The 2,500-nt window shown below is 52.2% G+C and carries 1 rRNA gene (cut by a window edge); it reads right to left on the reverse strand.

Annotated features, from left to right (window positions below):
• Nucleotides 1-8 precede the first annotated feature (8 nt).
• A 23S ribosomal RNA gene (locus DN410_RS24235) occupies nt 9-2,500 on the reverse strand; it runs 430 nt beyond the window's last position.

Below are 2,500 nucleotides of genomic sequence, written 5' to 3' on the forward strand. Positions count from 1 at the left end.
CATATTATATGGTTAAGTCCTCGATCTATTAGTATTCGTCAGCTCCACATGTCACCATGCTTCCACCTCGAACCTATCAACCTGATCATCTTTCAGGGATCTTACTAGCTTACGCTATGGGAAATCTCATCTTGAGGGGGGCTTCATGCTTAGATGCTTTCAGCACTTATCCCTTCCGCACATAGCTACCCAGCTATGCCCTTGGCAGAACAACTGGTACACCAGCGGTGCGTCCATCCCGGTCCTCTCGTACTAAGGACAGCTCCTCTCAAATTTCCTACGCCCACGACGGATAGGGACCGAACTGTCTCACGACGTTCTGAACCCAGCTCGCGTACCGCTTTAATGGGCGAACAGCCCAACCCTTGGGACCGACTACAGCCCCAGGATGCGATGAGCCGACATCGAGGTGCCAAACCTCCCCGTCGATGTGGACTCTTGGGGGAGATAAGCCTGTTATCCCCGGGGTAGCTTTTATCCGTTGAGCGATGGCCCTTCCATGCGGAACCACCGGATCACTAAGCCCGACTTTCGTCCCTGCTCGACTTGTAGGTCTCGCAGTCAAGCTCCCTTATGCCTTTGCACTCTACGAATGATTTCCAACCATTCTGAGGGAACCTTTGGGCGCCTCCGTTACACTTTAGGAGGCGACCGCCCCAGTCAAACTGCCCACCTGACACTGTCTCCCGGGTCGATAAGACCCGTAGGTTAGAATTTCAATACAGTCAGGGCGGTATCCCACCAGCGCCTCCACCGAAGCTAGCGCTCCGGTTTCAAAGGCTCCCGCCTATCCTGTACAAACTGTACCAAAATTCAATATCAGGCTACAGTAAAGCTCCACGGGGTCTTTCCGTCCTGTCGCGGGTAACCTGCATCTTCACAGGTACTATAATTTCACCGAGTCTCTGGTTGAGACAGTGCCCAAATCGTTACACCTTTCGTGCGGGTCGGAACTTACCCGACAAGGAATTTCGCTACCTTAGGACCGTTATAGTTACGGCCGCCGTTTACTGGGGCTTCAGTTCAGAGCTTCGCTTACGCTAACCCCTCTCCTTAACCTTCCAGCACCGGGCAGGTGTCACCCCCTATACTTCGCCTTACGGCTTCGCAGAGAGCTGTGTTTTTGCTAAACAGTCGCTTGGGCCTATTCACTGCGGCTTTCCGTTAAGAAAGCACCCCTTCTCCCGAAGTTACGGGGTCATTTTGCCGAGTTCCTTAACCAGAGTTCTCTCGCACACCTTAGGATTCTCTCCTCGCCTACCTGTGTCGGTTTGCGGTACAGGCACCTTTTATCTCGCTAGAAGCTTTTCTTGGCAGCGGGGAATCAAAGACTTCGCTCCATAAGGAGCTTCCCCATCACAGCTCAGCCTTCACGATAAGCGGATTTGCCTACTTATCAGCCTAACTGCTTGGACGTGCACAACCAATCGCACGCTTCTTCTATCCTTCTGCGTCCCTCCATTGCTCAAACGATAAAGAGGTGGTACAGGAATATCAACCTGTTGTCCATCGCCTACGCCTGTCGGCCTCGGCTTAGGTCCTGACTAACCCTGAGCGGACGAGCCTTCCTCAGGAAACCTTAGGCATTCGGTGGACGGGATTCTCACCCGTCTTTCGCTACTCATACCGGCATTCTCACTTCTAAGCACTCCACCAGTCCTTACGGTCTGACTTCACTGTCCTTAGAACGCTCCCCTACCACTGATACCATTGGTATCAATCCGCAGCTTCGGTGGTGTATTTAGCCCCGGTACATTTTCGGCGCAGAGTCACTCGACTAGTGAGCTATTACGCACTCTTTAAATGGTGGCTGCTTCTAAGCCAACATCCTAGTTGTCTAAGCAACTCCACATCCTTTTCCACTTAATACACACTTTGGGACCTTAGCTGGCGGTCTGGGCTGTTTCCCTTTTGACTACGGATCTTATCACTCGCAGTCTGACTCCTAAGGATAAGTCATTGGCATTCGGAGTTTGACTGAATTCGGTAATCCGATGAGGACCCCTAGTCCAATCAGTGCTCTACCTCCAAGACTCTTACACTTAAGGCTAGCCCTAAAGCTATTTCGGGGAGAACCAGCTATCTCCAGGTTCGATTGGAATTTCTCCGCTACCCACACCTCATCCCCGCACTTTTCAACGTGCGTGGGTTCGGGCCTCCATTCAGTGTTACCTGAACTTCACCCTGGACATGGGTAGATCACCTGGTTTCGGGTCTACGACCACGTACTAAACGCCCTATTCAGACTCGCTTTCGCTGCGGCTCCGCCTCTTCAGCTTAACCTCGCACGGGATCGTAACTCGCCGGTTCATTCTACAAAAGGCACGCCATCACCCATTAACGGGCTCTGACTATTTGTAGGCACACGGTTTCAGGATCTCTTTCACTCCCCTTCCGGGGTGCTTTTCACCTTTCCCTCACGGTACTGGTTCACTATCGATCACTAGGGAGTATTTAGCCTTGGGAGATGGTCCTCCCAGATTCCGACGGAATTTCACGT

This window comes from Bacillus sp. SH5-2, assembly GCF_008368905.1.
Lineage (GTDB): Bacteria > Bacillota > Bacilli > Bacillales > Bacillaceae_G > Bacillus_A > Bacillus_A luti.